The sequence below is a fragment of the Hallella mizrahii genome (assembly GCF_009695775.1).
Taxonomy (GTDB): Bacteria; Bacteroidota; Bacteroidia; order Bacteroidales; family Bacteroidaceae; genus Prevotella; species Prevotella mizrahii.
Map to the genome: position 1 here is coordinate 23,085 of NZ_VUNG01000026.1, position 25,465 is coordinate 48,549.

18 protein-coding genes and 5 tRNA genes are annotated in these 25,465 nt (G+C 51.4%); 18 read left to right on the plus strand and 5 right to left on the minus strand.

Annotated elements, in window-relative coordinates; translation table 11 throughout:
- From FYJ73_RS10155 to FYJ73_RS10170, 4 genes are all read right to left on the minus strand, one after another.
- The gene (locus tag FYJ73_RS10155) at window positions 1-2,697 is read right to left on the minus strand and encodes a carboxypeptidase-like regulatory domain-containing protein (protein ID WP_419471149.1); all 2,697 of its coding nucleotides are present in this window, start codon (window positions 2,695-2,697) and stop codon (window positions 1-3) included.
- Window positions 2,698-2,791: 94 nt separating this feature from the next.
- The gene (locus FYJ73_RS10160) at window positions 2,792-3,391 is read right to left on the minus strand and encodes a hypothetical protein (RefSeq protein ID WP_154534609.1); all 600 of its coding nucleotides are present in this window, start codon (window positions 3,389-3,391) and stop codon (window positions 2,792-2,794) included.
- 570 nt (window positions 3,392-3,961) lie between these two features.
- Window positions 3,962-4,456 carry a sigma-70 family RNA polymerase sigma factor gene (locus FYJ73_RS10165; RefSeq protein ID WP_154534610.1) on the minus strand — a complete coding sequence of 165 codons (495 nt, stop codon included), beginning with the start codon at window positions 4,454-4,456 and terminating at the stop codon, window positions 3,962-3,964.
- A gap of 228 nt (window positions 4,457-4,684) precedes the next feature.
- The gene (locus tag FYJ73_RS10170) at window positions 4,685-5,722 is read right to left on the minus strand and encodes a malate dehydrogenase (RefSeq protein ID WP_154534611.1); all 1,038 of its coding nucleotides are present in this window, start codon (window positions 5,720-5,722) and stop codon (window positions 4,685-4,687) included.
- Window positions 5,723-5,954: 232 nt separating this feature from the next.
- Here FYJ73_RS10170 and FYJ73_RS10175 point away from each other — a divergent pair, with 232 nt between their 5' ends.
- The 18 genes from FYJ73_RS10175 to rpoC all read left to right on the plus strand — a co-directional run bounded on the left by FYJ73_RS10175 (window position 5,955) and on the right by rpoC (window position 22,946).
- Window positions 5,955-7,742, plus strand: a complete 1,788-nt coding sequence (locus tag FYJ73_RS10175) for an aminopeptidase P family protein (RefSeq protein WP_154534612.1) — start codon at window positions 5,955-5,957, stop codon at window positions 7,740-7,742.
- Window positions 7,743-8,166: 424 nt separating this feature from the next.
- Window positions 8,167-8,358: a 30S ribosomal protein S21 gene (gene rpsU / locus FYJ73_RS10180; RefSeq protein ID WP_154534613.1), complete on the plus strand. Its 192-nt coding sequence runs from the start codon at window positions 8,167-8,169 to the stop codon at window positions 8,356-8,358.
- Window positions 8,359-8,464: 106 nt separating this feature from the next.
- Window positions 8,465-9,349: a tyrosine-type recombinase/integrase gene (locus tag FYJ73_RS10185; protein WP_154534629.1), complete on the plus strand. Its 885-nt coding sequence runs from the start codon at window positions 8,465-8,467 to the stop codon at window positions 9,347-9,349.
- Between the two features lie 31 nt (window positions 9,350-9,380).
- On the plus strand, window positions 9,381-9,683 hold the full coding sequence (gene hpf, locus FYJ73_RS10190; protein WP_154534614.1) for a ribosome hibernation-promoting factor, HPF/YfiA family: 303 nt from the start codon (window positions 9,381-9,383) through the stop codon (window positions 9,681-9,683).
- A 102-nt stretch (window positions 9,684-9,785) separates the two neighbouring features.
- Window positions 9,786-9,859: transfer RNA gene (locus tag FYJ73_RS10195), tRNA-Thr, on the plus strand.
- Window positions 9,860-9,896: 37 nt separating this feature from the next.
- A tRNA-Tyr gene (locus FYJ73_RS10200) sits at window positions 9,897-9,979 on the plus strand.
- A 40-nt stretch (window positions 9,980-10,019) separates the two neighbouring features.
- Window positions 10,020-10,092, plus strand: a tRNA-Gly gene (locus FYJ73_RS10205).
- Between the two features lie 9 nt (window positions 10,093-10,101).
- Window positions 10,102-10,176: transfer RNA gene (locus FYJ73_RS10210), tRNA-Thr, on the plus strand.
- A 105-nt stretch (window positions 10,177-10,281) separates the two neighbouring features.
- Window positions 10,282-11,490: an elongation factor Tu gene (gene tuf, locus FYJ73_RS10215; RefSeq protein WP_154534615.1), complete on the plus strand. Its 1,209-nt coding sequence runs from the start codon at window positions 10,282-10,284 to the stop codon at window positions 11,488-11,490.
- A gap of 61 nt (window positions 11,491-11,551) precedes the next feature.
- Window positions 11,552-11,624 (plus strand) — tRNA-Trp (locus tag FYJ73_RS10220).
- A gap of 16 nt (window positions 11,625-11,640) precedes the next feature.
- Window positions 11,641-11,832 carry a preprotein translocase subunit SecE gene (secE, locus tag FYJ73_RS10225; RefSeq protein WP_154534616.1) on the plus strand — a complete coding sequence of 64 codons (192 nt, stop codon included), beginning with the start codon at window positions 11,641-11,643 and terminating at the stop codon, window positions 11,830-11,832.
- Window positions 11,833-11,843: 11 nt separating this feature from the next.
- On the plus strand, window positions 11,844-12,389 hold the full coding sequence (gene nusG / locus FYJ73_RS10230) for a transcription termination/antitermination protein NusG (RefSeq protein WP_154534617.1): 546 nt from the start codon (window positions 11,844-11,846) through the stop codon (window positions 12,387-12,389).
- Between the two features lie 55 nt (window positions 12,390-12,444).
- Entirely contained in the window at window positions 12,445-12,885 is a 441-nt protein-coding gene (gene rplK, locus FYJ73_RS10235) for a 50S ribosomal protein L11 (RefSeq protein WP_154534618.1), read from the plus strand.
- A gap of 24 nt (window positions 12,886-12,909) precedes the next feature.
- Window positions 12,910-13,602: a 50S ribosomal protein L1 gene (gene rplA, locus FYJ73_RS10240; RefSeq protein WP_154534619.1), complete on the plus strand. Its 693-nt coding sequence runs from the start codon at window positions 12,910-12,912 to the stop codon at window positions 13,600-13,602.
- A gap of 18 nt (window positions 13,603-13,620) precedes the next feature.
- The gene (gene rplJ, locus FYJ73_RS10245) at window positions 13,621-14,145 is read left to right on the plus strand and encodes a 50S ribosomal protein L10 (protein ID WP_154534620.1); all 525 of its coding nucleotides are present in this window, start codon (window positions 13,621-13,623) and stop codon (window positions 14,143-14,145) included.
- A 49-nt stretch (window positions 14,146-14,194) separates the two neighbouring features.
- On the plus strand, window positions 14,195-14,569 hold the full coding sequence (rplL, locus tag FYJ73_RS10250) for a 50S ribosomal protein L7/L12 (protein WP_154534621.1): 375 nt from the start codon (window positions 14,195-14,197) through the stop codon (window positions 14,567-14,569).
- A 197-nt stretch (window positions 14,570-14,766) separates the two neighbouring features.
- A complete protein-coding gene (gene rpoB, locus FYJ73_RS10255; protein ID WP_154534622.1) occupies window positions 14,767-18,576 on the plus strand; it encodes a DNA-directed RNA polymerase subunit beta in 3,810 nt (1,269 codons plus the stop codon).
- A 26-nt stretch (window positions 18,577-18,602) separates the two neighbouring features.
- Window positions 18,603-22,946 (plus strand): DNA-directed RNA polymerase subunit beta', encoded by a 4,344-nt coding sequence (gene rpoC / locus FYJ73_RS10260; RefSeq protein WP_154534623.1) that lies wholly within the window; start codon window positions 18,603-18,605, stop codon window positions 22,944-22,946.
- 115 nt (window positions 22,947-23,061) lie between these two features.
- Here rpoC and FYJ73_RS10265 read toward each other — a convergent pair whose 3' ends face one another.
- Complete coding sequence (locus FYJ73_RS10265; RefSeq protein ID WP_154534624.1) at window positions 23,062-25,449, minus strand: beta-galactosidase; 2,388 nt, start codon at window positions 25,447-25,449, stop codon at window positions 23,062-23,064.
- Window positions 25,450-25,465 lie beyond the last annotated feature (16 nt).

Consider the following 25,465-nt stretch of genomic DNA (forward strand, 5'->3'; position numbering starts at 1 on the left):
TTAAAACTTATAAGTGTAACTAAATGATGGGATGATGGGGATGTAGCCTTTCGCCTTAGCCTTGAACGTGCCGGAGTAGTTGTCGTAGTTGACATCGACCCACATGGTGTTGAGATGGCAGTAGGCATTGTAGATGCTCCAGTTCCAGATGCGCTCATGTCCGTGCTTGGTGCGGTGGTGGATGTCCACGCCGATGTCGAGACGGTGGTAGGCAGGCGCACTGACGTTGTTGGGCCGTTCGAAGAGGAAGTCCTCCTCGCCGCCGTCGCCCAGGTCGGGGTAGTTGACATATTGTGTGGGCACGGTGAGGCGGTTGCCGCTGTGATAGAGCCACTCGGCGTAGAGGCTGGTGCCCTTGCCGAAGGTGTAGCGCACCGATGCGTTGATTTTATGGCGGTTGTCAAACTTGTCGTAGTACCAGTCTGGGAAATACTCCTCGAACTTGCGCTTGTTCCACGATAGTGTATAGGAAGCGTCGAGCTGCAGGCGGTGTGTGGCATAGTGTGCGTCGAACTCCAATCCGTAGAAGCGCCCGTGCCCTTCCATCACCTTCGTGTCCCAGTTGTTGGCGGGTGGCTCCAGTCCCTGCCAGTTGGTATATTGCAGCAGATGTGACGACCACTTGTAGTAGCCTTCCATCGACAGCAGCCAATGGTGGTTGGGCTGTAGATACACGCCCGCAGCCCACTGATGGCTGTGCATAGGATGCAGGCGGGCTGTCGTGGGCACCCAGTAGTCGCTCGGCAAGTCGATGTAGGCATTGGAGATCTTGTGCACAAACTGCGTCATCGTGGTGTAGCTGGCTTTGAACGAGAGGTATCGGTTGGGCTGGTATTTCACGGCGGCGCGCGGGTCGAGGTTCATAAACGTCTTACCCTGAACATGGAAGAGCGCCATGTTCATGCCGGCGTTGAGACTCCAGTGGTTGCTGAGTGTCATCTCGTCCTCGGCATAGACGTTCAGCTCCGTGGCAGCGAGATGGCTTTTTGAACTGACCTTCGTGGTGTCACCTTCCCCGTCATTGCTGAAGATGTTGATTTGATCGTTGCTCTGTGGCCGGAAGTGGTGTAGCGTGAAGTCATGACCGAAACGGATGTGGTGGCGCGGGGTGGGGCGGTAGTCGAAGGCCATGCGGTAGCCCACGTCGTTGATGGTGGAGTGGTAGCCGTGCTCGGTGAACTGCCGCGAAGACTCGTTGCCGTTAGTGTCCGTGACACGGTCATCCTCTAAAGACCGCAGCTTAGACAGACTGTAGGTGTACACGCCCGTGATGTTGGCGAAGAACTTTGGTGAGAGGATATAGGTCCAGTCCAAGGCAGCATTGAAGTTGCCCCAATTGAAATGGTTTTTTGTCAAATCCTTTTCGGTGTCATGATTGCCCGTGTCTACGCGTCTGCCGTCATTGGTGTAGTAGCTCATGGCGCCGTAACTGTAGTCATACTCGTCGCGTGTCGACAGTCTGTCCTGCCCCCAATAGGTGCTCAACGACAGTCGCGAGCGGTCGCTGAAGAGATGCGTCACCTTGGCGTTGAAATCGTGGAAGAAATATTCGAGGTTGATCTTGTCGTCGTCCTCGCCGGCGTGGTGGTTGATATATGAGAACACGGGACGTGTGATCAGGTCGAGCCATGAGCGTCGCAGGGCAATGTTGAAACTGGTCTTGCCCTTCTGTATCGGTCCCTCGAACTGCAGGCCACCGTCGAGCAGGCCGAGGCGCACCGAGCCATGGTACTGCTGCATGTCGCCGTCGGTGGTGCGCACGTCGATGACACTGGATAGTCGTCCACCGTAGCGGGCGGGGAAGCCGCTCTTGTAGAAGTCGACATTTTTCACGATGTCGGCGTTGAACGATGAGAAGAGTCCGAGCGTGTGGTTGATCTGGTAGAGCGGTGTACCGTCGAGCAGGAAGAGATTCTCGTCGTTGTTGCCGCCGTGGACATACAGTCCGCTGACGAGTTCCACGCCCTCAGCAACACCGCTGGTGCGCTGGAGCGTCTTCACCACGTCGGGCGAGGACAGCAGGGCATAGCCCGTCTTGATGTCAGCCTGCGAGATCGAGCGCTTGCCGGTCTGTGTGTTGAGCAGCGGTGAGTTGAGATCTCCCTCCACGACGACCTCCGGCAGTCGGTTGTCTTCCTTGAGAGCGACGTCTTGCCGGAGGTTGCTTTCGAGTTTGGTGCTGATCTTTTGATCAGCAAAGCCGAGGTAACTGAACTTGATATGGTGTTCGCCTCCGGGTAGGGTGAGCGAATAGAAGCCATAGGCGTTGGTGGTGGTTCCCGTGCCGGTGGTCTCGTCCCATACAGTGGCGTTGATGAGTGTCTCGCCACTGGTGTCGCGCACATAGCCGCTGAGCGTGTGTCGCCGTGGTGGCGCCAGTGAGGCTTTGTGCGGTTGTGGTTGGCTGTGTGGTGCGGCCTTTTCCTGTTTGGCTGCTTTCAGTATGATATACTTTCCATTGACCGAGTAGTTGATGCCACTGTCCTTGAAGAGTGCGCTCAGAGCTTGGGCCAGTGTCATGCCCTTGAGCGACGGTCCTCGATAGGTGTTGCCTACGGGCAGCGTGGCGTCGTAGGTGAAGTTGACTTTCTGAGTACGGTGCAACCATTCCATCTGTTGCCGGATGGTCGTCGTGTGGTCTTTGCCCCGGACGGCCAGCGGCAACAAGATGAAGAGAATGGTCGCCGCAATGATCATTCTTGCGGTTTTCACGTTACAATATATATATGTGGTTTACTGTTTTCTTAGTGGGGTCTTGTCTCCCACCCTCTTAGGGGGCGGGAATGTCTTCTTAGAATGCTTTTCCGAAGCTCACGTATGGTATGAGAAACACGTCGCCCTTGCTGTAGGCATTGTCGGATGTTGTCCAGCCGTTGGTGGTGTTGATCATTGGTGTGACACCACAGCGGAATTGGAAACCATGCGTACTGGTGTAGCGGTAGCCAACATTCATATAGAGGAAGTCTCGCACCTGCGTCTTGTTTTCGCTTTTGATGCTGATATAGCTCTCCTTGCCCATATAAGCGACGAGAAGCTTACTGCTGATGAGGCGCAGTTGGTTGCCGAGTCCTAATTCCAGTCTTGACTTGCGCTTGCCGATCAGGTAGTTCATGCCGGTGGTCAGTCCGTAGTACATTGTATGGGTATGGATGCCCATCATGTTGTCCCATTGTCCAGCCCATCCCAGACCGACTTGATAGCCCCACGGGGAGTCCTTCTTCAATCGTGCGTCCCAGTTGGCACTGATGCCCCAGCACGGGCCACCCTCCTCACCATAGATACTGTGCAGTGGCATGACAAAGGTGGAGTCTGCTGTTCTTGCCGTCATCGTCAGGCTGCATCCCATCAAAAGCAGTGCAAGAGCCAGCCCCTTGCTTTTCTTTTCATTCATATTTTCTCAATTGTTGTTTTCTTTTTTGCTATGACGCAAAGAAAGCGCAATCCCCCTATGGAAAATATAAAAAATGCGTTTTTTAGGCCAAAGGACAAAGTATGGCTTGATTCCACCTGTTAGATTTATCTCCCCTCACGAGACGTTGTTGACAGCATGTGTAATGGTGAGGCAACATGAAAATGTATTGACAAAAGTATGTTCGTCTGAACTTTCATTTTAGAGTGGACGGTAAGTGCCTTTTTTTATGAAAAGCACTCTGTCAACCTAAGAATACCGTCCTTTGACTCACAAAACGGTGGTTTCTTTCTGCGATAACGGTGGTTTTACTGGGTCAGAAAGGAAGTTTGACCGAGTCAAAGTACGTTTCTGATCGCAAATTCTCTAGAGAATTTTTGGTCAGAAAGGGTTTCTGACAATAGCGCAAAAGTGTCGATATTTGTAAGTTCTTGGAAATTAAAGGCTTGTAAAAGCGCGTAAAATTCGCTTCTTTTCGGGCAAAAGGCCTTCCGTTGGCAAAGAAGCGCAAAATAAGGGCTGTTTTTTGTCAGTATACTTAACAAAGATGGGCTAACAAGCAATGAGCACCATGCGGTAGATGTCGGCGCGGTGGCCTCTGAGTGCCTTCATGGCGTTGGAGAGAAGATGCTCAATGGTTTTCTCGCTGATGCCCATCTTTTTGGCAGCCTCGCGGTAGGACAGTCCGTCGCGTTTACAGAGCAACAGAGCCATACGCTGGCGGTGGGGTAGGGAATCAATCGCTTTCCATAGACGGGCTTCAAGAACAGAGCGGTCCTGCGCCTCTTCGTCGGTGATGGTGCCATCCAGGTCCTGAGGCTCGATCTCGTAGCAGAGCGGGACGTTGCGGCGCAGCCGGTCGATGCAGGCATTGCGCACAGTGGTATAGAGAAACGCCTTGTCATTGTTGGCCTCGTGTTGCCACAGCCGCACAAAGCAGTCCTGCACCACATCCTCGGCGGCGTCGACATCACCACAGAGATAGTGCATGGCATAGAGGCAGAGCGGACGGTAGTATTTCTGAAAAGCGGTTTCGATGGAAAGCATATATATATAAAACAAGAAGAGCCCTCCTCTAACTCCCCCCGAGGGGGGAGGACCGCAAAACCCATACCTTGGATTTGCAGTTTCCGATCTCGGAACGGGGTTGGAGGAGGACTCGCTATTCCCCTCCCTTGGGAGGGGCTAAGGGAGGGCCGTACTTGCTATTCCCCTCCCTTGGGAGGGGCTAGGGGTGGGCCGTTAGGTGGGCCGTTAGGTGGGCCCGGTCTTACCTTACTTCAAATTCGGGTTCATCTTGTTCCACTCATTGATAGGAGGAATGATGCCGAGGTCGATAACCTCCTGACGCATGTTGCAGAGGTGCTCGTAGCTCTTCTGCAGGTCAGCCATCTCTTCCTTCGTACCTGTAGGAACAGTGTAGTGGACGCCGCTCTTGTCGATGGTAGTAGGCAGAGCCATCATCACGTCCTTGAAGCCCAGCTCGGGGATGTCGGCATAGCAACCGGCAGGCAGAGTGAACTTCTCGCCGCCCATGGCAGCCTCGATCATCTTCACAGCGTTGTAGGCAGGGCTCTGGAAAGAGCTGCGGCCACGCAGCTTGATGATGTTGGAACCACCCTGTACGGTGATGTGTTTGATCTCCTGCCAACGCTCGTCGCTGAGACCCATCTCAGCCAGCGGCTTGCCGTCGACCTTCACCTGAGAAGCGAAGACTGCCATCTGCTCGCCGTGGCCACCGTAGGTGTGAGCACCGGTCACCTTGTCCTGCTGAACACCGAACTCCAGTGCCAGAGCCTGCTGCAGACGAGTAGAGTCGAGGGCAGCTAAAGAGGTGAGCTGGTTGGGCTTCAGACCAGAGTGGATCAGAGTAGTCAGAGCGGTCACGTCAGCGGGGTTGAAGATGACAACCACGTGCTCAACGTCCGGGCAGTACTTCTTGATGTTGTCACCGAAGTCAGCAGCGATCTTGCAGTTGCCCTTCAGCAGATCCTCACGTGTCATGCCAGCCTTGCGGGGAGCACCACCAGAGGAGATGATGTATTTAGCGCCAGTGAAAGCCTTCTTGGCAGCCTCGGCAACCTTCTCGGGATTGCCCATGTCCTCAACGGCAGGAGCATAGTAGGTGACGTTGGCACCAGGGAATGCGCACTGCTGGATCTCATCGAAGACACCATGAACACCCGGCTCATAGATATCATAGAGACATACGTTAGGAGTAAGGCCGAGCATCAGAACGCTCTGCACCATGTTGGAACCGATCATACCGCCTGCACCGACGATGACCAGTTTGTCATTTGTTAAATAGTTCATAACACTAATTATTTAGTTCAGAAATACTTTTCTGTGTTTTCCGACTGCAAAAAGTGTGCCCGAGGGCTTTCTTCCTTGCAGCCATGCAAAGTTACTAAAAAATCTATTCATTGCGTGATTTCTTTTCGCTTTTATTTGTTGTTTATTCTTAAAAGTATTATCTTTGTTACGTCTTTTGTTATGTCTGTTTGGCATTTCAGGGATTAGACCAAACCATTAATCGTTATATGCTATGAAAGAAGTAATCAGTCAACGGCTGCACGATCTGCGCGAGGTGATGCGCCGTGAGCATCTCGATGCGTTTATCTTTCCCAGTACCGATCCCCACAACAGCGAGTATGTGCCCGACCGGTGGAAGGGCCGCGAGTGGGTGAGTGGCTTCAACGGTTCGGCGGGCACCGCCGTGGTCACGATGCACAGTGCTGCACTGTGGACCGACAGCCGCTATTTCCTTGCGGCTGCCGATCAACTCAGCGGTACCGAGTTTCAGTTGATGAAACTCAAGGTGAAGGGCACGCCGACCATCGCGCAATGGCTCGGACAGGAACTTAAGGATGTCGACGGTGCTGTCGTCGGCATGGACGGCATGGTCAACAACTGCAGTAGCGTAGAAGCGATGATTGCAGACCTGCGAAATGAAGGTGGGATCACCGTGCGCCACAACTTCGATCCGCTGGCCACGGTATGGCGTGATCGTCCGGCGATACCTGACCATCGTGTGGAGATACAACCCTTGGAGTATGCCGGTGAGCGCGCTGCCGACAAGATTGCACGCGTCCGTAAGGCCTTGCGTGCGCTCCATGCCGACGGAATGCTCGTCTCAGCACTCGACGATGTGGCGTGGACGCTCAACCTCCGTGGTACCGACGTGCACTGCAACCCCGTCTTCGTGGCTTATCTGCTCATTGATACCACACATGCCACATTATATATAAATAAGGAGAAAGTCTCCGATGAGGTGCGTGACTATCTCACCGGTGAGGGTGTCGGCGTGGCGCCGTATGCCGATGTGGCAAAAGGCTTGAAGCAATATCCCGAGTACAACATCCTCCTCGACCCCAACGAGACCTGCTATTCGCTCTATCGTGTGGCCAGCTGCCGCCCTGTGGTCAGCCACGTGTCGCCTGTGCCTGCCATGAAAGCGATCAAAAACGAGGCTGAGATAGCGGGTTATCATCACGCCATGCTGCGTGACGGCATCGCACTGGTGAAGTTCCTCAGATGGCTGAAGCCTGCTGTGGAAGCTGGTGGCCAGACCGAGATGAGCATCGACCGCAAACTCACTGCGCTGCGTGCCGAGCAACCGCTCTTCCGTGACATCAGTTTCGATACCATTGCCGGATACGCTGCCCATGGTGCCATTGTCCACTACGAGGCCACGCCGGATACCGATATTCCGCTTGAGCCCCGTGGCTTCCTGCTTCTCGACAGTGGCGCGCAGTATCAGGACGGAACCACCGACATCACGCGTACCATTCCTCTCGGACCGCTTACCGACGAGGAACGGCATATCTATACGCTTGTGCTCAAAGGACATATCCAACTCGAACTCTGTAAGTTTTCCGAGGGTGCCAGCGGCACGCAGCTCGACATCCTTGCCCGCGAGGCCATGTGGCGTGAGGGACTGAACTATCTCCACGGTACCGGTCATGGCGTAGGCTCATACCTCAACGTGCATGAAGGTCCCCACCAGATACGTATGGAGTATATGCCCTCACCGCTTGTCGACGGTATGACAGTCACCGACGAACCCGGCCTCTACCTCGCGGGGAAGTTCGGTGTGCGCATCGAGAACACGCTGCTCATCCGTCCTTACAAGACCACGGACTTCGGCACCTTCCTCCAGTTTGAGCCGCTCACCCTGTGTCCCATCGACACCGAGCCCATCATCCTCGACGAGCTTGCGCCAGAAGAAATCGTCTGGCTCAACAGCTACCACAAATATGTCTACGAGCAGCTCGCTCCCCATCTCGATGAGGAGGAGAAAGAATGGCTGAAGGAAAAGACGAAGGAGATATAAAAGACTCTCTCTAACTCTCCCTAAAAGGGAGAGAATGAGCCCACCCTAAGCACAAGGTCATGTGATGATAAGACGATGTGCTTAGGGCGGGCTTTTTTGTTCTTAAGAATTAGAGAATTAGAGAATGTGTGGTGCTTGAAAGGAAAAAAGTTTTTGTTTCGCTATGATCAACTAACGCACACCTATTATATATATGGGGCTGTTGTGGGAGAGCAAATATGTCCTTTATGTCTTTCTGTCTTAATATAAAGGGTCTTTTGTCTTGTCTGTCCCTTCTGTCAAACAACACAACTTGCAGAAAATTAGTTAATTATTTGCGTATTTGGAAAAATAGATGTAATTTTGCAACCGCAAATTGTGGTACCATGTATTGATGGCGCCCGCTTGCGTATGTTTCACATTTAAAAATATAAACCAAAACAAAATGATTATTGTACCAGTAAAGGATGGCGAGAACATCGAAAGAGCTCTCAAGAAGTTCAAGAGAAAGTTTGAAAAGACAGGTGTGGTGAAGGAGCTTCGTGCTCGTCAGCAATTTGACAAGCCCTCTGTTAAGAAACGTCTCAAGATGGAGCACGCTATCTACGTACAGAAGCTTCGTCAGGAAGAGGAGTAAAAAAACTACTCCAAGAGTAAAAAATACTCAAAAAGTTTGGTAGTTTGAATTTTTCTTCGTACATTCGTTGCTGAAAACGCAAGTGTAGCGTTTGGAGGCTATCATGATGGAGATAAAAGACCAATTCCTGGACTATCTCAAGTACGAGCTCAACCGCTCGCCATTGACGGTAGTCAGTTATTCCGAGGACTTCAAGAAGTTCGAGGAGTATTTTCAGGCATTGGAAGGCCAGCCGACATGGGAAACCATAGACGGTGACATCATTCGTAACTGGATGGAGCAGATGGTCGATGAAGGCAATACCACCACAACGGTTGCCCGGCGGCTGTCCGCACTTAAGTCATTGTATAGGTTTGCCTTGTCGCATCATCTGATCGGGAAAGACCCGACAGTCGGCATTCGTGCACCGAAGCTGAAAAAGCCTCTGCCCTGCTTCCTACAGGAAGAACAGATGGACAGACTCTTGGACAGCGATCTTTGGGGAGACGATTATAAGAGTACGTGCGCGCGTACTGTTATTATGACTTTCTATGAGACAGGGATACGACGTGCAGAGCTGATTGGACTGCGTGATGCGGATGTGGACTTTGTCAACCGGCAACTCAAAGTGACGGGTAAAGGCAACAAGCAGCGTATCATACCTTTCGGTGAGGAACTGACTGACGCTCTGAGGCATTATCTGTCAGCAAGAGATGAGGCTGTTTCCAAGCAGGAGGATGCTTTCTTCCTGTCAGAGAAAGGTTGCAGGTTGAGCGGCGGTCAGGTGGAAGAGATGGTGAAGAGCCATCTGCGATTGGTCAGCTCCATGAAAAAGCTTTCGCCGCACGTCTTGCGCCACACCTTTGCCACAGCCATGCTCAACCATGGTGCCGGCATTGAAAGTGTGAGACGGTTGTTGGGACATGCGTCAGCCTCCACCACGGAGATCTATACGCATACGACGTTCGAGCAACTCAAGCGAGTGTATCAAGATGCCCATCCAAGGGCATGAGTTTAACCTTTAACAAAAAACGGAGGTAACTATGGAAGTAAAGATTCAGTCGATTCACTTCGACGCTACCGAGAAGCTGCAGGCGTTCATCGAGAAGAAGACCGCCAAGTTGGAAAAATCATTCGAAGACATTCAGAAAGTAGAGGTGCAATTAAAAGTTGTCAAGCCCGCTACCGCTCTCAATAAAGAAACCAGTATCACGGTGACCGTGCCCGGTGGAAGCCCGCTTTATGTGGCCAAGACCTGCGACACTTTTGAGGAGGGAGTCGACCAGTGCGTAGACTCATTGCGGGTGCAACTGGAGAAATTCAAAGAAAAAATACGCAAACATTGAAAAATTTCCCCGAAAAGTTTTGGAGATTGAAAAATAAGTAGTATCTTTGCAGCCGTTTTACAACGAGTCCTTTGAAAGTCGTGCAAGGCGGCTGCAGGATATGCCTCTTTAGCTCAGTTGGCCAGAGCACGTGATTTGTAATCTCGGGGTCGTTGGTTCGAATCCGACAAGAGGCTCCTCTTTATGAGGACAGAGATCTTTTAAACATTGATTGGGTGGTTACCAGAGTGGCCAAATGGGGCAGACTGTAAATCTGCTGGCTCTTGCCTTCGGTGGTTCGAATCCATCACCACCCACAATGCGTAAGCATGTAGCGACTCCTCTTTGGAGTGTAATGCGGAAATAGCTCAGTTGATAGAGCACTAGCCTTCCAAGCTGGGGGTCGCGGGTTTGAGCCCCGTTTTCCGCTCTCTTTTTTGCTGTAATAGCTCAGTGGTAGAGCACTTCCTTGGTAAGGAAGAGGTCCTGAGTTCAACTCTCAGTTACAGCTCCACTTTGATGCCTAAACGAAGTCTAACTAAATATCAGTTGATAAGTCAAGGTTGTCAAGAGAATCATCTATTTGATTATTTAATTAATACAATAAAAAAGTAAAGCTATGGCTAAAGAGGTTTATGTGCGTACCAAACCGCATGTTAACATTGGTACAATTGGTCACGTCGACCACGGTAAGACTACTCTGACCGCAGCTATCTCTAAGGTGCTGCACGAGCGTCTGGGTACAGGTGAGGATGTTAAGTCCTTCGATCAGATCGACAACGCTCCTGAGGAGAAAGAGCGTGGTATCACCATCAACACCGCCCACATCGAGTATGAGACTGCTAAGCGTCACTACGCTCACGTGGACTGCCCGGGACACGCCGACTATGTGAAGAACATGGTAACTGGTGCTGCTCAGATGGATGGTGCTATCCTCGTGGTTGCTGCTACCGATGGTCCTATGCCTCAGACTCGTGAGCACGTGCTGCTCGCTCGTCAGGTAAACGTGCCTCGTTTGGTTGTTTTCCTCAACAAGTGCGACGATCCTGAAGTTGACGAGGAGATGATTGACCTCGTGAAGATGGATGTCCAGGATCTTCTGACTTCTTACGGTTATGAAGAGGATACTCCTATCGTTTGTGGTTCTGCTCTGGGTGCACTGAACGGTGTTGCCAAGTGGGAAGACAAGATCATGGAGTTGATGGACACTGTTGACAACTGGATCCAGGAGCCTGTTCGTGAGGTTGATAAGCCTTTCTTGATGCCTGTTGAGGATGTCTTCTCTATCACTGGTCGTGGTACTGTTGCTACTGGTCGTATCGAGACTGGTAAGTGCAAGGTTGGTGATGAGGTTCAGCTGCTCGGTCTTGGTGAGGACAAGAAGTCTGTCATCACTGGTGTCGAGATGTTCCGTAAGACCCTGGATGAGGGTGAGGCTGGTGACAACGTCGGTCTGCTCCTCCGTGGTATCGACAAGGACGAGGTGAAGCGTGGTATGGTTGTCGTGCACCCGGGTGCTATCACTCCGCACGATCACTTCAAGGCTTCTATCTATGTGCTGAAGAAGGAAGAGGGTGGCCGTCACACTCCGTTCGGCAACCGCTATCGTCCTCAGTTCTACCTCCGCACAATGGACTGCACCGGTGAGATCACTCTCCCTGAAGGTGTAGACATGGTGATGCCTGGTGACAACGTTGAGATCGAGGTTCGCCTGATCTACAAGGTTGCTCTGAATGAGGGTCTCCGTTTCGCTATCCGCGAGGGTGGTCGTACGGTAGGTTCTGGCCAGATCACACAGATTCTGCCTGACGTAGCAGAGGAGGGATAATCAAGATTATCTGATTCCAAGATACGTAAGTCTCCGCATCTGCGGATGTGGAGACTTTCTTACGGGTTTAGCTCAGTTGGTAGAGCACTGGTCTCCAAAACCAGGTGTCGAGAGTTCGAGTCTTTCAACCCGTGCTAAATAGAAGATAATATGTTTAATAAGATAGTGAATTATTGCAAGGCTTGTTATGACGAGCTTGCACATAAAACCACTTGGCCAACACAGAAGGAGTTGACTCACAGTGCAGTGATTGTATTATCTGCTTCCCTTATCATTGCACTGATCGTCTTCGCTATGGACTTGGTGTTCAAGAACCTGATGGGTATTGTATACCCAGGCTAATCATTAAGGCAATGGCAAATACTAAGAATTGGTATGTTTTGCGTGCGTCCAGCGGCAAAGAGGCAAAACTGAAAGAGTACATCGAAGCTGAGCTGCGTCACAATCAGCGGCTGGCTGACCATGTTTATCAGGTCCTCATCCCAATGGAGAAACATGCAAGCATTAAAGATGGTAAGCGCGTGGAGAAAGAGAAAATCGCTCTCCCCGGTTACGTGTTTGTGCAGGCTGACATGATCGGTGATGTTCCTGTTGACTTAAGAAACATGCCTAACTGTTTGGGCATTCTCGGCGGTCTGGATCATCCGGCTCCCGTTCCAGAGTCTCAGATCAATCGTATGATTGGACAGGCTGAGGAAACGCATATCGACAACGATGTGGAGGTTCCTTATCTGCTTGATGAGACTGTGAAAGTCACCGATGGTCCTTTTGCTGGTTTTGAGGGTGTGATCGAAGAGATCAACACTGAGAAACGTAAGCTGAAGGTGATGGTCAAGATCTTTGGGCGCAAGACACCCTTGGAACTTGGTTTTATGCAAGTTGAAAAGGCCGCTGAGTAGTTGTTACGGGCTACTTGCGCCTTATACGTTACATTTATTTTAATTTCAATTAGAAATGGCTAAAGAAGTTGCTGGATTAATCAAATTACAGATTAAAGGTGGCGCTGCAAACCCCTCCCCTCCAGTAGGACCGGCTTTGGGTTCCAAGGGTATTAACATCATGGGCTTCTGCAAAGAGTTCAATGCTCGTACCCAGGATAAGGCTGGTAAGGTTCTGCCTGTCGTCATCACTTATTACACAGATAAGTCGTTCAGCTTCGTCATCAAGACTCCTCCTGCTGCTGTCCAGCTCAAGGAAGCTGCCAAGGTGAAGTCTGGTTCCGGCCAGCCTAACCGTAAGAAAGTGGCTAGCGTGACTTGGGATCAGGTAAAAGCGATCGCTGAGGACAAGATGGCTGACTTGAACTGCTTCACTGTTGAGAGTGCCATGAGACTGATCGCAGGTACTGCACGCAGCATGGGCATCACTGTTAAAGGTGACTTCCCTGGTAAATAATTAAACTTCAATTAAGCAAGTAAAATGAGTAAACTGACAAAAAATCAGAAATCAGTAGCTGAGAAGGTTGAAGCAGGGAAGGCATACACATTGAAAGAGGCTGCAGATCTCGTAAAAGAGATCACAACAACTAAGTTTGATGCTTCTGTAGATGTGGATGTGCGCTTGGGCGTAGATCCTCGCAAGGCTAACCAGATGGTTCGCGGCGTGGTGTCTCTGCCTAACGGAACTGGTAAGACAGTTCGCGTGCTTGCTCTGTGTACACCTGATCAGGAAGAGGCTGCTAAGGCAGCTGGTGCTGACTACGCTGGTCTCGATGAGTATATTGAGAAGATCAAAGGTGGCTGGACAGATGTCGATGTCATCATCACTATGCCTTCTTGCATGGGTAAGGTTGGTCCTTTGGGCCGTTTCCTCGGTCCCCGTGGCTTGATGCCTAACCCGAAGAGCGGTACGGTGACGATGGATGTCGCTAAGGCTGTCAAGGAAGTTAAGCAAGGTAAGATCGACTTCAAGGTTGATAAGGCTGGTATTATCCATACTTCTATCGGTAAGATCTCTATGACTGCTGATCAGATCTATGGCAATGCCAAAGAGTTTATCAACACTGTTATTCGTTTGAAACCTGCTGCTGCCAAAGGTACATACCTCAAGAGTATCTTTATTTCAAGTACAATGAGTAAGGGTATCAAGATTGATCCTAAATCAGTTGAATAACTCTAAAAGTTTGGAAAAATGAAGAAAGAAGTAAAAGATACTATCATTGTTGACCTTGGCGAGAAGCTGAAGGAATATCCTCATTTCTATCTGGTGGATGTCACCGGAATGAATGCAGAGGCTACATCTTCTCTTCGTCGCAAGTGTTTCAAGCAGGAGATCAAGATGGTCGTGGTGAAGAACAAACTTCTTCACAAGGCTTTCGAGGCTGCAGACATCGACTATTCTGAGCTTTATGGTACACTGAAGGGTAACACGGCTGTGCTGTTCACCAACACTGCTAATGTACCTGCCAAACTGCTCAAGGATAAAGACATCGCCAAGGCTGGCGTTCCTTCTTTGAAGGCTGCCTACGCTGAGGAAGGTTTCTATGTTGGTGCAGACAAGCTCGATGAGCTGGCTTCCATCAAGAGCAAGAACGAAGTTATTGCCGACATCGTTGCTCTGTTGCAGAGCCCCGCAAAGAACGTGGTTTCTGCTCTTCAGTCAGGCGCAAACACTATCCATGGTGTGCTGAAGACTTTAGGCGAGCGTCCTGAGTAATCAATTAAGTCACTACATTTTCAAGAATAAAATTTAAATAAATACAAAAATGGCAGACGTTAAAGCTATTGCAGAAGAATTAGTAAATCTTACTGTTAAAGAGGTAAATGAATTGGCAACAGTCCTGAAGGACGAGTATGGTATCGAGCCCGCTGCTGCAGCTGTTGCAGTTGCTGGTCCTGCTGCTGGCGCAGCTCCTGCAGCTGAGGAGAAGAGCTCTTTCGATGTTGTGCTGACTGATGTCGGTGCTACTAAGCTCCAGGTCGTTAAGGCTGTTAAGGAGGCTTGTGGCCTCGGTCTGAAGGACGCTAAGACTCTTGTTGAGTCTGTTCCTGCTACTCTGAAGGAAGGCCTGTCTAAGGACGAGGCTGAGAACCTGAAGAAGGCTATCGAGGAAGCTGGTGCTAAGGTTGAGCTGAAGTAATTTAGTCTCTTTTAGCCGTCAGTTCGCTTTAAAAGCGACATGACGACAGTTACATACTTTAGGGTTAGGATTTGCCCAGTCGGTGAGTCCTAACCTTTTTGTGTCTTCACCCCTTCAGATCTTTGTTTTAGATCATCTCTTTGTTTTCCTCTTTTCAGCTTCGGCTAAGACTGGTATTAGACTACAATTGATTTCTTATGTCAAACGTTATTGATAACAGAGTAAATTTTGCCAGCGTCCAGAATCCTTATCCTTTTCCGGATTTCCTCGACGTGCAACTGAAATCCTTCCGTGATTTCCTCCAACTTGACACTCCGCCAGAGGAGCGCAAGAACGATGGCTTATATAAGGTGTTCGCTGAAAACTTTCCGATCACCGATACTCGTAACAACTTCGTGCTTGAGTTCCTTGATTATTATATAGACCCGCCACGGTATACCATTGACGAATGCTTGGAGCGCGGTCTGACTTATAGTGTGCCTTTGAAGGCTAAGATGAAACTATATTGTACCGATCCTGATCACGAGGACTTTGGTACGTTCATCCAGGATGTCTTCTTGGGTACTATTCCTTACATGACAGATAACGGCACATTCGTGATCAACGGTGCCGAGCGTGTAGTCGTTGCTCAGCTCCATCGCTCTCCGGGTGTGTTCTTCGGTCAGGGCGTTCATGCTAATGGAACGGTGCTCTATAGCGCACGTGTCATTCCTTTCAAAGGCTCATGGATCGAGTTTGCTACTGACATCAACAATGTCATGTATGCATATATCGATCGTAAGAAGAAGTTGCCTGTGACAACGCTTCTGCGTGCCATCGGTTATGAGAGCGATAAAGACATACTGCAGATCTTTGACCTGGCAGAGGAGGTGAAAGTTTCCGCAAAAAACAAGTCGCAGCTTATTGGACGTAAGCTTGCTGCCCGTGTGCTGAGAACATGGACTGAAGACTTCGTTGATGAGGATACCGGTGAGGTTGTTACCGCCGAGCGTAACGAGATGGTGCTCGAGCGTGAGACAGAGATCACCGAAGACAACTTTGATACGATCATTGACAGTGGCGTCTCTACCGTTCTTGTGCATAAGGACAACGATGCTGCCTCTAAGTACGATATCATCTTCAAGACTTTGGAGAAAGATCAGAGTAACTCTGAGATTGAGGCAGTGCGCTACATTTACAAACAGTTGCGTAATGCTGAACCTGCAGATGATGCAAGTGCACGTGAAGTGTTCCAAAACCTGTTCTTCTCTGACAAGCGTTACGACTTGGGGGATGTCGGCCGTTATCGTATCAACAAGAAACTGAATCTCGATATCGAGCCTGATGTGCGTGTGCTCACGAAGGAAGATATCATCGAGATCATTAAATATCTGATCAAGCTCGTCAACTCCAATGCTACTGTTGACGATATCGACCACTTGAGCAACCGTCGTGTACGTACGGTCGGTGAGCAGCTTGCCAACCAGTTCTCTATCGGCTTGGCACGTATGAGCCGTACCATCCGTGAGCGCATGAATGTACGTGACAACGAGGTGTTCACGCCGACAGACTTGATCAACGCAAAGACTATTTCCAGCGTCATCAACTCTTTCTTCGGTACCAACCCATTGAGCCAGTTCATGGACCAGACCAACCCGTTGGCAGAGGTCACCCATAAGCGTCGTCTTTCTGCATTGGGTCCTGGCGGTCTGTCACGTGAGCGTGCCGGATTTGAGGTGCGTGACGTACACTATACCCACTACGGCCGTCTCTGTCCTATCGAGTCGCCTGAAGGTCCTAACATCGGCTTGATCTCCTCTCTCTGCGTTTATGCAACGATCAATGAGCTTGGCTTCATTGAGACACCGTACCGTGTGGTGAAAGACGGCAAAGTGGACTTGGAGAACAAGGATGTTGAGTATCTTACGGCTGAGGAAGAGGACGGACAGCTCATTGCTCAGGGTAATGCACCTCTGAATGATGATGGTTCTTTCAAGCGAGACTTCGTTCACTGTCGTTTGGCAGCCGACTTCCCTGTTGTGGAGCCGGGTGAGGTGAGTCTGATGGATGTGTCACCGCAGCAGATCGCCTCTGTGAGTGCCTGCTTGATTCCTTTCTTGGAGCATGATGACGGTCACCGTGCTCTGATGGGATGTAACATGATGCGTCAGGCAGTACCTTTGCTCCATAATGACGCACCTATTGTAGGTACGGGTTTGGAGAAGCAGGTCTGTGAGGATAGCCGTACGATGATCACTGCCGAAGGCGAGGGTGTCATCGAGTATGTCGACGCTACTACCATCCGTATCCTCTATGACCGTACGGAAGACGAGGAGTTTGTCAGTTTTGAGCCGGCACTCAAGGAGTATCGCATTCCTAAGTTCCGCCGTACCAACCAGAACATGACTATCGACCTGCGTCCTATCTGCAACAAGGGCCAGAGAGTGAAGAAGGGCGACATTCTGACTGAGGGCTATGCTACTGAGAATGGCGAGCTTGCTCTGGGTCGTAACCTCTTGGTTGCTTATATGCCTTGGAAGGGTTACAACTATGAGGATGCAGTCGTCATCTCTGAGCGTATGGTGCGCGATGACGTGCTGACATCTGTACATGTCGATGAGTATTCTCTCGACGTACGTGAGACCAAGCGCGGCATGGAGGTGTTCACCAGTGACATTCCTAATGTCAGTGAGGAAGCTACCAAGGACCTCGACGACAACGGTATCATTCGCGTTGGTGCCCGCGTAGAGCCGGGTGACATTATGATAGGTAAGATTTCACCTAAGGGTGAGAGCGATCCTTCACCTGAGGAGAAGCTGCTCCGCGCCATCTTCGGTGACAAGGCTGGTGACGTGAAGGATTCTTCACTCAAGGCCAATCCTTCTCTGAGTGGTGTTGTCATCGACAAAAAACTCTTCCAACGTGCAGAGAAGACGCGTGAGTCGAAGAAACAAGATAAGGTCAAGCTTCAGAAGATCGATGAGGAGTATGAGGCAAAGAGCGACGAGCTGAAGAACATGCTCGTTGACAAGCTGATGACGCTCACCGACGGCAAGGCTTGCCAGGGCGTGAAGGACTATACCGAGGCGGAGGTTCTCACCAAGGGCAGCAAGTTCACAGTGCCAGCACTTAAGAACCTCGAGTATGATGGCATCCAGAGCAACGGTTGGACCGATGATGAGCACATCAACGGACTCATCCAGAAGTTGATCATGAATTACATCCGCAAGGACAAGCAGCTTGCTGCAGAGCAGAACCGCCGCAAGTTTGCTATAACGATCGGCGATGAACTGCCTTCCGGTATCTTGAAGATGGCCAAAGTCTATATCGCAAAGAAGCGTAAGATCCAGGTTGGTGATAAGCTTGCCGGTCGTCACGGTAACAAGGGTATTGTCTCTAAGATTGTGCGTCAGGAGGATATGCCGTTCTTGGCTGACGGTCGCCCTGTCGACTTGGTGTTGAACCCGATGGGTGTGCCTTCTCGTATGAATCTGGGACAGATCTTCGAGGCTATTCTTGGTGCTGCAGGTAAGAAACTTGGTGTGAAGTTCGCTACTCCAATCTTCGACGGTGCTAAGCTTGAAGACCTGCGTGAGTGGACAGAGAAGGCCGGTCTGCCTAACCTCTGCTCTACGACTGTTTATGATGGTGAGACGGGTGAGCCTTTCGACCAGAAGGCTACCGTTGGTATCACCTACTTCTTGAAGCTCGGTCACATGGTTGAGGATAAGATGCATGCCCGTTCTATCGGTCCGTACTCTCTCATCACTCAGCAGCCACTTGGTGGTAAGGCTCAGTTCGGTGGACAGCGTTTTGGAGAGATGGAGGTTTGGGCTCTTGAGGGCTTCGGTGCCAGCCATGTCCTGCAAGAGATGCTCACCATCAAGAGTGACGATGTCACCGGTCGTTCCAAGGCTTACGAGGCTATCGTCAAGGGTGACCCAATGCCGACACCGGGAATCCCCGAGTCGCTCAATGTGTTGCTGCATGAGCTTCGCGGTCTGGGACTGAACATTAAGTTGGATTAAGTTTGGAATATTGAAAAGTTAGAAGTATGGCTTTCAAAAAAGATACAAAGGTAAAGAATAATTTTACCAAGATTACCATTAGCCTGGCCTCTCCTGAGACAATCAAGGAGAACTCCTATGGTGAGGTGACCAAGCCCGAGACCATCAACTACCGCACCTACAAGCCAGAGCGCGACGGCTTGTTCTGTGAGAGAATTTTCGGTCCGACGAAAGACTATGAGTGCGCCTGCGGTAAGTACAAGCGCATCCGTTACAAAGGTATCGTCTGTGACCGTTGTGGTGTTGAGGTTACGGAGAAAAAGGTACGTCGTGAGCGTGCTGGACATATCGAGCTCGTTGTTCCTGTTGCTCATATCTGGTACTTCCGCTCTCTGCCAAACAAGATCGGTTACTTGCTCGGACTGCCTACCAAAAAGCTCGATCAGGTGATCTACTACGAGAAGTATATCGTCATCCAGCCCGGTATCCTCGAAGGACAGAAGGACGCAGAGGGCGTAGAGGATCTCAATGGTTCTCATAAACTCGATCTGTTGTCAGAGGAAGAGTATCTCGACATCGTTGACAACAAGATTCCGGAGAACAACGACATGCTTGACGATGCTGATCCTTCGAAGTTCATTGCAAAGATGGGTGCCGAGGCTATCCTCGACTTGCTCAAGCAGATCGACCTTGACAAACTTAGCTATGAACTTCGCGACCGTGCCAACAGTGACTCCAGCCAGATGCGTAAGACCGAGGCCTTGAAGCGCCTGCAGGTCGTAGAGGCTTTCCGTAGTTCCAAGGATGTCAACAAACCCGAGTGGATGATCATGAAGATCATTCCGGTCATCCCGCCAGAGCTGCGTCCATTGGTGCCTTTGGATGGTGGTCGTTTTGCCACATCGGATCTCAACGACCTCTATCGTCGTGTCATTATCCGTAACAACCGTCTGAAACGACTCATCGAGATCAAGGCTCCTGAGGTGATTCTCCGTAACGAGAAGCGTATGCTCCAGGAAGCTGTCGACTCTCTCTTCGACAACAGTCGTAAGGCCAGTGCCGTGAAGAGCGAGAGCAACCGTCCGTTGAAGTCTCTCTCTGACTCTCTGAAAGGTAAGCAGGGCCGCTTCCGTCAGAACCTGCTCGGTAAACGTGTCGACTATTCAGCCCGTTCAGTGATCGTCGTCGGTCCAGAGTTGAAGATGGGTGAGTGCGGTCTGCCGAAGTTGATGGCAGCCGAGCTCTACAAGCCGTTTATCATCCGCAAGCTCATCGAGCGTGGCATCGTGAAGACGGTCAAGAGTGCCAAGAAGATCGTGGACCGCCGTGAGCCGGTGATTTGGGATATTCTTGAAAACGTGATGAAAGGTCACCCTGTGCTTCTGAACCGTGCTCCTACGCTTCACCGTCTGTCTGTGATGGCATTCCAGCCAAAGATGATCGAGGGAAAGGAAATCCAGCTCCACCCGTTGGCTTGTACACCGTTCAACGCCGACTTCGATGGTGACCAGATGGCTGTTCACTTGCCGCTGAGCAATGAGGCCGTATTGGAAGCTCAGATTCTGATGCTCCAGAGTCACAATATCCTCAACCCAGCCAATGGTGCTCCTGTCACCGTGCCGTCGCAGGATATGGTGCTTGGTCTTTACTATATCACCAAGATCCGTCCGGGTGCCAAGGGTGAGGGTCAGACCTTCTATGGTCCTGAAGAGGCTATCATTGCACTCAACGAGAAGCGTGTCGACGAGCATGCACAGGTGAAGTGCCTCGTTGACGACATCGATGAGAAGGGCAATCCTATCCGTCATATCGTGGAGACCACTGTGGGACGTATCATCGTCAACGAGATCATCCCGAAGGAGATTGGATTCTTCAACGGTATCATCTCAAAGAAGACACTGCGTAAACTTATCGCCGACGTAATCAAACACGTAGGTATGGACCGTGCTTGCACGTTCCTCGATGGTGTGAAGAACCTCGGTTATCGTATGTCTTACCTTGCCGGTCTTTCCTTCAATCTCGACGACATCATCGTGCCGGAGGAGAAAGCAGAGATCGTCAAGCGTGGTCAGGACGAGGTCGATGAGGTCAAGGCCAACTTCGATATGGGTCTGATCACAGATAAGGAGCGCTATAATGAGGTCATCAATGCCTGGACACACGTCAACAACGACCTGAAGAAGGCTGTGATGAAGCATATGACCGAGGCAGACCAGGGCTTCAACGCTGTGTTTATGATGCTGGATTCCGGAGCCCGTGGTTCTGCAGACCAGATTGCTCAGCTCGCTGGTATGCGTGGTCTGATGGCCAAGCCGCAGAAAGCCGGTGCTGAGGGTAACTCCATCATTGAGAACCCTATTCTGAACAACTTGAAGGAAGGAATGTCCGTGCAGGAATACTTCATTGCCTCACACGGTGCCCGTAAGGGTCTTGCCGACACGGCTATGAAGACGGCCGATGCCGGATACCTGACGCGTCGACTTGTCGACGTGTCGCACGATGTTATCATCACCGAGGACGACTGCGGTACGCTGCGTGGTCTGGAGTGCCGTGCCCTGAAAGAGGGCGACGAGGTCGTCTCCACGCTTGCTGAGCGTATTTTGGGACGTGTCTCCGTTCACGATGTCATCAATCCTCATACCAGTGAGATCATTGTCAAGGCCGGTGAGGAGATCACAGAGGCCAAGGCACAGGCTGTTGAGGATGCCGGTATCGAGATGGTAGAGATCCGTTCGGTGCTGACCTGTGAGAGCAAGAAGGGCGTCTGCCGCAAGTGCTACGGCCGCAACTTGGCTACTTCCAAGATGGTTCAGCTTGGTGAGGCTGTCGGCGTCATCGCCGCACAGGCTATCGGTGAGCCGGGTACACAGCTGACGCTTCGTACCTTCCACTCCGGTGGTATCGCTGAGAACGCTGCCGCCAACGCATCCATCACCTCTAAGTATGATGCTAAGCTCAAGTTTGAGGGCTTGCGTACCGTACCATTCGTTGACAAGAGCGACGAAAGCAATCCTGTCGAGTGTCAGATGGTGGTAAGCCGTTTGGCTGAGGTGCAGTTCGTTGACCCGAATACTGATATCAACATGGCAACGCTGACCGTTCCTTATGGTAGCTCGCTGTTCTTCAAGGATGGTGACTTAGTGAAGAAGGGTGACGTGGTCTGCAAGTGGGATCCGTTCAATGCCGTGATCGTCAGTGAGTATGCCGGTAAGTTGCAGTTCGACAATGTCATTGAGGGAGCTACCTTCAAGACTGAGACCGATGAGACCTCCGGTATGACCGAGCGTATCATCACTGAGTCCAAGGACCACAACGTCATTCCTACGGTACATGTCGTGGACGAGAATGGACAGGTACTCGGAACCTACAACTTCCCTGTGGGCGGACATATCGCCAACATCGAGGATGGTCAGGTTATTGAGACCGGTACCACACTGGTGCGCATCCCTCGTGCCGTGTTCAACGCCGGTGGTATCACTGGTGGTCTGCCCCGTGTCACAGAGCTCTTCGAGGCTCGTAACCCGACGAACCCTGCTGTGGTCTCTGAGATCGACGGTGAGGTGACTATGGGTAAGCTGAAGCGTGGTAACCAGGAGATCATCATCACCTCCAAGACAGGCGACCAGCGCAAATACCTCGTACCACTGTCTCGTCAGATCCTGGTACAGGAGCACGATGCTGTGCGTGCCGGTACGGCACTTTCCGACGGTGAGATCACCCCGGGCGACATTCTTGCCATCAAGGGTCCCACCGCTGTGCAGGAGTACATCGTCAATGAGGTGCAGAACGTCTACCGTCTCCAGGGTGTGAAGATCAACGACAAGCACTTCGAGATCATCGTCCGTCAGATGATGCGCAAGGTACGTATCGATGATCCGGGCGACACCACATTCCTCGAGCAGGATCTTGTCGACAAGCTTGACTTCGCTGACGAGAACGACCGCATCTGGGGTAAGAAGGTAGTCATCGACGAGGGCGACTCAGAGAATCTGCATAAGGGTCAGATCGTCACCGTACGCAAGTTGCGTGATGAGAACTCCAGCCTGAAGCGTCGTGACCTGAAGACCGTCACTGTCCGTGACGCTGTGCCTGCTACGTCTACTCAGGTGCTGCAGGGTATCACCCGCGCCGCTTTGGGTACGAAGAGCTTCATGAGTGCCGCCTCTTTCCAGGAGACCACCAAGGTGCTCAACGAGGCTGCTATCCGCGGCAAGGTCGATTACCTCGAGGGCATGAAGGAGAACGTGATCTGCGGTCACCTGATTCCTGCCGGTACCGGTATGCGTCAGTGGGATAAGATCATCGTAGGCTCAAAGGAAGAATATGAGCGCATGGAAGCTAATCGCAAGAATGTGCTCGATTATGCCGACAAGGTGACTCCAGAGAATTAATCATTCACACAGTCTATCAATAAAAAAGGCCGTGAACCCGTTGTGGGTTCACGGCCTTTTTGTTGTTTTTTTCTTGCTTGCTACTATTGTATCAGAGGCAACTGATGGTTAACCATTAGTAAACGTACACCTTGCACTCCTTGATGCTGCCGGGAGCACCTTGTTCGGCGCGCGGCAGATATTCCATCGCGGAGACGGTCTGTGCGGAGCCGAGGTCAATGACGAGCAGATGAGGAAGGTCCGTGTCTGGAATTGTTTGCCAATAAGTAGACTCTTGCAGGTCGAAAGCCTTGTCACCTGTATGGTTGCCGTTGGCGGCATCTTCTGAGTCAGCGTATTTCGTCGTCCAAGACTCTCGGCTGATACGATGACCTTGGGTATCCTGGAGATAGAGTTCAGCGATAGCCGAGAGGTCTTTGCCGCTCTGATTGCTGCTGATGAGGATGGCCATGTAGCGGCCCTGTTGCGGTTTCTCGAAGCGGATGGTCTGCCAGCCGTTGCCAGGCTGTAGTGCACCGCTGAAGGCCGGTGTGCGGCTATTCAGGTCAGGCTTGTCACCGATGTTGTTGTGCAGGTTGGTCTTCTCCAGTTGCAGTTTGTCGAGTTCCGGCTTGGCTTGTCCCCAAAGGACGGGGTTTGCGGTACCTGCCACGTCGAGCACCATGATGCTGTTCTTGCCTTTCCTCAGCCAGCAACCTGGGCAGTAGAGTGTCTGCTGAGGGCCGATGCGCCAGAAACGGCCCAAGGCATGTCCGTTGACATAAACCTGTCCTTTGCCGAAGTTCTCCATATTGATAAAGGTATCGCCCACCTTACTCAGATTGAACGAGCCAAGGAAAACGCTTGGCTCCTTGTCACCGTTGCGTACATTGAGGTGGGAGCGCAGTTCTGCATACGGCTTGCGGGATTGTGTGGCCAGTGTGTCCACATCGTCGGGAACGAGGCCGATGGTCCAGTCCTTGAGGTTGTAGGTGATGTCGTGCTGTCCGTCAGTTGTGGCGATGGTCACGTCGCCCGTGATGCCCTTGTAGTCCTTGATGGCGCGTCCGAAGTTGATACGTCCCATCGCCTCTACGAGGATGTCGAGTTTGGAACCTTTCTTCACCGGAGGCAACACGATGCTCTTCTCGTTTTTCACGCGGTCGATCTTCCCTACAAACTCCCCGTTGATGAACACCTGCGCGTAGTCGTGGGCATCGCTGATGGTGAGGCGGCTTGGTTGATTGATTTCGGGCAGGGTAGTGGAGTAGAAGGCAGATCCCCATCCCATGTCCATTTCCTCGAAGGTTTGCGTGTCGTGGCTCTTCACCGAGCGTGTGATGAACTGGCAGAGAGGGATGCGGGCAGAGAGCTTCACCTTGGGGAAGCTTACCAGCGGAGCCGCAGGCTTGGGAACAGAGGGCAGTGCTTTGCCACCGTTGTATTTCTCCATAGTGCGGCGCAGTTCGTAGAACTTCGGTGTGGCTTGCCCGTATTCGTTGATCGGTGCGTCGTAGTCGTAGGATGTCACGTCGGGTGCGAAGCCCGGGCTGTTGGCTCCAGCCCAGTGTCCGAAGCTTGTTCCTCCGTGCGTCATATATAGAGAGAAGGAGATGCCTTTGGAGAGCATCTCGTCAATACCGTCCACCATGTCTTTGGCAGGACGTGTCTCGTGTCGGGCTCCCCACTTGTCAAACCATCCGCTCCAGAACTCCGAGCACATCTTCGGCGCGTCGGGGCGCAGTTCGCCGAGTCGTTTGAACTGCTGGTCGATGTTGGCACCTGTGCCGAAGTTCATCGTCCACACCAAGTCATCGAGTCCATTCTTGGTGAAGTTGCTTGACCAGTCGCACTGGAAGAGTACAGGACCAACGCTATTGCCTTGCTTGTCCTTGGTATACCAATTGTCTTTAAGCAGATCTCGGATGGCTCGGATGTAGGGTTTGTCTTCGCCGTAGCTGCCATACTCGTTTTCAACCTGCACCATGATAATCGGCCCTCCGTGCTGTATGGTCAGTGGGGCGAGTTGTTCAGCCACCTTCTTCTCGAAGATCTTTACACGCTGCATGAAGAACGGGTCCTGCTCGCGTAGCCGTATGTCTTTCTTCTTCAACAGCCACCAGGGCAGTCCGCCCATCTCCCATTCAGCGCACACATAGGGTCCCGGGCGCACGATGACGTACATGCCGTGTTTCTGTGCCAAACGGCAGAAGGCGGCCACGTCGTTGTTGCCAGAAAAGTTGAAATGATCCTGCTGTGGCTCATGGATGTTCCAAAACACATAGAGGCAGAGCGTGTTCATGCCTAAAGCCTTGCACATCTTGATGCGTTGCTCCCAGTAGGGGCGGGGAATGCGTGGATAATGCACTTCGGCAGCTTTGACCACAAACGGCTTGTTGTTGAGGAGAAAGGTGCCTTTTCCCACTGTGAAATCACCACTGCGGTTCGCCGCCTGGCTGGATCCGGGAATCAGCATCATAGCCAGTGCGAGCATGAAAAAAAGAATCTTTTGTTGTAACTTCATAGAAGAATTGTTATTA